The organism is Sorangiineae bacterium MSr11954, assembly GCA_037157815.1.
Lineage (GTDB): Bacteria > Myxococcota_A > Polyangia > Polyangiales > Polyangiaceae > Pendulispora > Pendulispora albinea.
The window spans coordinates 11,177,501-11,184,200 of the sequence record CP089984.1; the positions used below are offsets into that span (position 1 = coordinate 11,177,501).

2 protein-coding genes and 2 rRNA genes (1 of these 4 only partly in view) are annotated in these 6,700 nt (G+C 62.9%); 3 read left to right on the forward strand and 1 reads right to left on the reverse strand.

Annotation, left to right across the window (positions count from 1 at the left end; genetic code table 11):
• The 3 genes from LZC94_43890 to LZC94_43900 all read left to right on the forward strand — a co-directional run.
• Positions 1 to 1,848 (forward strand): 23S ribosomal RNA (locus LZC94_43890); it begins 1,113 nt to the left of the window's first position.
• Between the two features lie 170 nt (positions 1,849 to 2,018).
• Positions 2,019 to 2,135 (forward strand): 5S ribosomal RNA (rrf, locus tag LZC94_43895).
• Positions 2,136 to 2,968: 833 nt separating this feature from the next.
• Positions 2,969 to 5,425 carry a transglycosylase domain-containing protein gene (locus LZC94_43900; GenBank protein ID WXB14751.1) on the forward strand — a complete coding sequence of 819 codons (2,457 nt, stop codon included), beginning with the start codon at positions 2,969 to 2,971 and terminating at the stop codon, positions 5,423 to 5,425.
• Between the two features lie 588 nt (positions 5,426 to 6,013).
• Here LZC94_43900 and LZC94_43905 read toward each other — a convergent pair.
• Positions 6,014 to 6,511, reverse strand: a complete 498-nt coding sequence (locus LZC94_43905; protein ID WXB14752.1) for a nucleoside deaminase — start codon at positions 6,509 to 6,511, stop codon at positions 6,014 to 6,016.
• Positions 6,512 to 6,700 lie beyond the last annotated feature (189 nt).

A 6,700-nucleotide genomic window follows, 5' to 3' on the forward strand; every position in this document is an offset into this window, starting at 1 on the left:
AGAAGCAGCCATCCTTTAAAGAAAGCGTAATAGCTCACTGGTCAAGCGAATCCGCGCCGAAAATATAACGGGGCTAAAGGTCAGCACCGAAGCTACGGGCTCAGAAATGAGCGGTAGAGGAGTATTCTCAAGTAGATACACGTCGGACCGTGAGGACCGATATCGGACTTGAGAAGAGCTTATGCAGGCATGAGTAGCGATAAAGCAGATGAGAAATCTGCTCGCCGTAAGCCCAAGGTTTCCTGGGGAAGGATAATCCTCCCATGGGTTAGCCGGTACCTAAGCCGAGGCCGAGAGGCGTAGGTGATGGAGAACAGGTTAATATTCCTGTGCTACCGAGGATGGCGTTGAAGTAAGCAGGGACGGAGTAGGATAGGCCAAGCGCGGTGAATGGATCCGCGTTCAAGCCCGTAGGGTGTTCTGCCAGGACCCGAGAGGGACAAACAGCAGGACATGAGCCCGAGAGGTGATGAGGCGAAGCTTCGGCTTCGCAACTTGGTGATTCCACACTTCCAAGAAAATCTGCGTACAGAGCCACTTCGGTAACCGTACTGCAAACCGACTCAGGTGGGCGGGAAGAGTATTCCAAGGCGCGTGAGAGAACCCTGGTTAAGGAACTCGGCAAATTGACACCGTAACTTCGGGAGAAGGTGTGCCCTTTTTCGTGAAGAGCTTTGCGCTCGGAGCGTTGGAGGGTTGCAGAGAAACGGCGGTTGTGACTGTTTACTAAAAACACAGGACTCTGCAAAGTCGTAAGACGACGTATAGGGTCTGATGCCTGCCCGGTGCTGGAAGGTTAAGGGGACACGTCAGCGCAAGCGAAGCGTCGAACCGAAGCCCCAGTAAACGGCGGCCGTAACTATAACGGTCCTAAGGTAGCGAAATTCCTTGTCGGGTAAGTTCCGACCTGCACGAATGGCATAACAACATCCGCGCTGTCTCGACCAGGGACTCAGCGAAATTGTATTGGGGGTGAAGATACCCTCTACCCGCGGCAAGACGGAAAGACCCCATGAACCTTTACTGCAACTTGGCAGTGAGTTTCGGGACATTCTGCGTAGGATAGGTGGGAGACTTTGAAGTCGGGCCTCTGGGTTCGATGGAGTCACCGTTGAAATACCACCCTGGATGTTCTGGGATTCTAACCTGCGCCCATGACCTGGGCGGGGGACACTGCCTGGTGGGCAGTTTGACTGGGGCGGTCGCCTCCTAAATCGTAACGGAGGCGTGCGAAGGTTCCCTCAGCCTGATTGGAAACCAGGCGTAGAGTGCAAACGCACAAGGGAGCTTAACTGCGAGACCGACAGGTCGAGCAGGTGCGAAAGCAGGCGTTAGTGATCCGGTGGTCCCGAATGGAAGGGCCATCGCTTATCGGATAAAAGGTACTCTGGGGATAACAGGCTGATCACTCCTGAGAGTTCACATCGGCGGAGTGGTTTGGCACCTCGATGTCGGCCCATCGCATCCTGGGGCTGGAGCAGGTCCCAAGGGTTCGGCTGTTCGCCGATTAAAGCGGTACGCGAGCTGGGTTTAAAACGTCGTGAGACAGTTTGGTCCCTATCTGCCGTGGGCGAAGGATACTTGAGAGGAGCTGACCATAGTACGAGAGGACCTGGTTGGACGCACCTCTAGTGAGCCAGTTGTCACGCCAGTGGCATAGCTGGGTAGCTATGTGCGGAACGGATAACCGCTGAAAGCATCTAAGCGGGAAGCCGGCCTCAAGACAAGGTATCCCAGGCCGCAAGGCCTCTAAAGACCCCTTGTAGACTACAAGGTTGATAGGCTGGGGATGGAAGTCCTGTAAAGGGCGGAGTTGACCAGTACTAATAGGTCGTGAGGCTTAACCATGTCTCTAAGGCAAACATCGTTTGCACCGACCGCCGCGCATGCGCGAGCCGGTCGCGTGAAGCTCGCACCCAGGATTGGGTTTGCGAAGCTCGCGCTTTAGCAGCCGTTTCGAAAAGACGATCTTTTCACTGACCAACAAGACACGGTCGGAAACGTGGAAACCCACAGTTTCCGGTGGTGATCTCGAGGAGGCCACACCCGATCCCATCCCGAACTCGGAAGTTAAGCTCCTCGGAGCCGATGGTACTGCACGGGAAGCCGTGTGGGAGAGTAGGACGCCGCCGGGATTTCTTATGAGGGCTCGAATCTTTCAGATTCGAGCCCTTCTTTTTTTGTCTCTGCGCTTTGCGGGTGCTGCTTGGCGCGCCTGTTGGGGGCGTTTGTCCCTCGCGGGGGATGAGGCTTTAGGGGGCTCGGATCTTTTCGGATTCGGGATTTTGCGTCTGTTCGGTCGCAAATGCTGCCTGGCGCGCCAGCTGGGGTTCGTCGCTCGCGGTGGATGAGGCTTCTAGGGGCTCGGATTTTTTTCGAATTCGGGCCTTTTGCGTTTTGTTCGCTCGCAGATGGTGCCTGGCGCGCCAGCTGGGGTCGTTGGTCGCTCGCGGCGGATGAGACTTCTAGGGGCGGTTGATGCGACGCGGTTAGGGCGGATCCGGCCTTGCGTTTGTTCAGTTGGTCTCGCGGCGGAGAGACTTCTAGGGGCGGTTGATGCGACGCGGTTAGGGCGGATCCGGCCTTGCGTTTGTTCAGTCGCAGATGGTGCCTGGCGCGCCTGTTGGGGTCGTTGATCGCTCGCAGCGGATGAGACTTCTAGGGGCTCGGATCTTTCTCGGGTTCGGCCTTGCGTTGGTTCGGTGCGGCGCTTCAGGAGGAGCTGGGGAGTGCGCCTGTTGGGTCGGGCGGTTGATGCGATGCGGTAGGGCGGACGTGTGCACGCGGCTTGCTGGATCGACTTCGGCTGCTCTGGCGTTAACCTCGGTGAACCGTGCGTCCGCGTTTACGAAAGGTGTGGGATTTGCTGCCGCGTGGCCCCTTGCGGTGGGTGCTTTTGGCGCCTGTGGCGACGGGGATCGTGGCGGCGATTTCGTTTGGGCCGTTTGTTCGCGGGCGGGTCCACGCGATGGGGGAGAAGCGGGGGCTCGAGGTCGATATTAAGGACGTGAGGCTGGGGTGGTTCGCCTTGAAGCTGTCGGATGTGGAGGTGCGACCGGAAGGGGTGCCCCAGGTTCGTGTCACGCTGCCCCAGGTCGATGTCGCGTTTGGTGCGTGGATGCGCCCGGAGAAGGTTGCGCTCGTTGGGGGGCGGCTTGCCGTCGAAGGGGCGCTCGCGGATCTGGAGAGTGCGTTCGACGCTTGGAAGGTGCGGCACCCGAGTGGCTCTTCAGGAAAGGGGGGCGGGTCGGCCGAGCGGCGAAAGAAGCTCGAACTGCGCGGGGATGCCCTTTCGGTCAGCTGGGTCGGTGGGGTCGATAGCTTCGAGGTGTCGGGGATCTCGTTCTCGCGCGATGAGCAAGGGGTGCGCGTGGCGGCGTCCGAGCTGCACGCCAAGCACGATGCCGAGCCGGGCGTGAGGGACGACGCGAAACCGGATGCGAAACGCGACGTCGACAAGCACGACGCGAAACACGATGCCCACAATGATTGGGCTGTCGAGATGGCGGAGTTGGGGGCGCGTCTCTCGAAAGAAGGTGCCCTCGTCGAGGCGGGCGCAAAATGGGTCGCGCTCGATCTCGGAGGGAACGCGAAGACCTCCAATGCCGCCCCGGCGAAGAAGTCCGATGCGGTCGAAGCGCCGCCCCCCGTTGCCGCGGCCCATGCCGAGCCGCCCCCGCGGGTTGCGAAGCGGCGCGGAGGCGGAGGCGCCGGAACGAACGTTACGGGAACGGGGGCTGCCGGAACCAACGCGGCCGGGCCCGGTGGGGGGCAAGCCTCGACGCGTGGAGGGCACGCGTCCGCGCCGCCCTCTCCATCCGCAAACGCCCCGGCCGCCGATCCGACCCCCCTGGTGCGGCTGCCGGACCTGCACGCGGTGCGCGCGCGGCTCGCGACATTGGCGAATCTCTTCGCTGCGCACTCCGAGCGCGACGCGGCGGTGAAGGTGGAGGGCCTCTCGTTTCGATGGGGCCGAGAGCCGCATCGGCTGACGGTGGGGCCAGGGCCGGTTTCGCTTTCGCGTTCGCAACAGGGCGACGAGCTCGTGCTCGAGTTCTCGACGAGCCAATCGCCATCGGGAACTCCGCTTTCATTGCGCGGTGAGCTTCCCTTGGGGAGAGGGGATGCTCGCGTATCGCTTGCCGGGGGCCCGGTGGCGCTCGCGGCCCTCGGGGCCAAGGAAGGCGCGGCCGGGCTCACCGATGTGGAGCGCGGAACGATCGCGGGAAAGGGGAGCCTGGTGCTCTCGGACGCAGGGGACGCGCTGTCGTTCGACGTGGACGTGGGGGCGAAGAACATTTCGATCTCGGACCCGCGCCTCGCGGACGATGTGGTGCGCGGGCTGGGGGCGAGCGCACGGGCGCGCGGTGTGCTGAGCGACCGCGGCGTGCTTCGGCTCGAGGACTCGGAGGCATCGCTCGGTGCGTTGCGTTTGGCGCTGCGGGGGACGTTGGAGCAGTCGGGCGAGCGCACGCAGGGGGACTTTGCGTTTGCCGTTCCGGGCGCGCGCTGCCAAGACCTCTTCGAGAGCATCCCCAGCGCCCTTCTGCCGACCTTGGATGGTGCGGAGATGATGGGCACCTTTGGCGGCAAGGGCGCGCTTCGCTTCGACTCGAGCAAGCTCGACGAGCTCGCGCTCGACTACGACTTCGACAACTCGTGCAAGCTGACGGTGGTGCCCCCAGAGCTCGAGAAGCGCCGTTTCTCCAGACCGTTCACGCATCGGATCTACCTCGCCGACGGAACGGTGGGGGAGCAGGAGACCGGCCCGGGCACCCCCGCATGGACCGATTTGGGCGCCATCAGTCCCTACATGCAGGTGGCCGTGCTGACCACGGAAGACGCCGCGTTCTTCCGCCACCATGGCTTCAACCATCGCGCGATCCGCGAGTCGCTCATCACCAACCTGAAGACGCGGCGCTTCGTCCGTGGTGCGAGCACCATCACCATGCAGCTCGCGAAGAACCTCTTCCTCTCGCGGGAGAAGACCCTGTCGCGCAAGTTCGAGGAGGTGATCCTCACGAGCTACCTCGAGCAGAACTTCACCAAGCAGGAGATCGTCGAGCTCTACTTCAACGTGGTCGAGTTCGGGCCCGACATCTACGGCATCACGCAGGCTGCCGATCACTACTTTGGGCGCCGGCCCGACGAGATCCACCTGGAGGAGGCCTTCTTCCTGGCGTCGCTCCTGCCCCGTCCGCTCGCGTACCATAAGAGCTACGAGCGGGGGGAGCTCTCCGAGTCATGGACCAAGACCCTCCACTCCCTGATGCAGACCGCCTTCAAGCGCGGCACCATTTCGCGCACGGAGCTCGACGATGGGCTGGGCGAATCCGTCGTGTTCCACAAGCCGGATACCCCGCGGCCCGTACCGCGTCCACCGGTTGTCGGCTCGCGGCTGTTCGAGCAGGCGATTCAGAAGTAGCAGGCCGCCTTCAAGCGCGGCACCATTTCGCGCACGGAGCTCGATGATGGGCTGGGCGAGTCCGTCGTGTTCCACAAGCCGGATACCCCGCGGCCCGTACCGCGTCCGCCGGTTGTCGGCTCGCGGCTGTTCGCGCAGGCGATTCAGAAGTAGCAGACCGCCTTCAAGCGCGGCACCATTTCGCGCACGGAGCTCGATGATGGGCTGGGCGAGTCCATCGTGTTCCACAAGCCGGATACCCCGCGGCCCGTACCGCGTCCGCCGGTTGTCGGCTCGCGGCTGTTCGCGCAGGCGATTCAGAAGTAGCGCTACTTTTTGCCCTGTGCGCGAAGCGCGGCAAAGAAGGTGCGCAGGCGCGAAGCGCAGGCGTCGGCCAAGACGCCCCGGGTGGTGGGAAAGCGATGGTTCAGGCGTGTGTCTTGGCCCGCCATGTAGAGTGAGTGCCGCGTCCGCCGGTTGTTCGCGCACGGAGCTCGACGATGGGCTGGGCGAGTCCGTCGTGTTCCACAAGCCGGATACCCCGCGACCCGTGCCGCGTCCGCCGGTTGTCGGCTCGCGGCTGTTCGCGGAGGCGATTCAGAAGTAGCGCTACTTTTTGCCCTGTGCGCGAAGCGCGGCAAAGAAGGTGCGCAGGCGCGAAGCGCAGGCGTCGGCCAAGACGCCGCGGGTGATGGGAAAGCGATGGTTCAGGCGCGTGTCTTGGCCCACCGTGTAGAGCGAGTGCAGCGCGCCGCCCTTGGGATCGTCGCAGCCGTACACGACCCGAGCGATACGCGCGTGCACGAATGCGCCGGCGCACATGACGCAGGGCTCCAACGTGACGTATGCCGTAACCCCATCCAGGCGCCAGCTGGGCGCTTTGGTCGCGGCCGCGCGGAGCGCGACCATTTCCGCGTGCGCGGTGGCATCGAGGAGCGTCTCGCGGAGGTTGTGGCCGCGCGCGATCTCCATACCCCCGGCGTCCACCAGGATGCAGCCGATCGGAACCTCGCGCTTCGCATGCGCGGCGTCGGCTTCGGCCAGGGCCACCTCCATCCACGCGATGTCGCGATCCTCCGGCGTTTGCGGTGTTGCGGCGTCGTCCACGTTGCTGGCTCGTAGCACATATCCCACCCAACGCGGGCACGGGGACCTTGCATCGTCGTCTCCGAATCGTCATAGGTCGGTCGGAGCGATGGCCGTTGTCGTGTTCGGTTCGGACGTTTGGTTCGTGCGCGAGCGCCTGCGTGACGGAAGCGCCCAGCGTCGATACCACTCCATGCATATGCAAATATT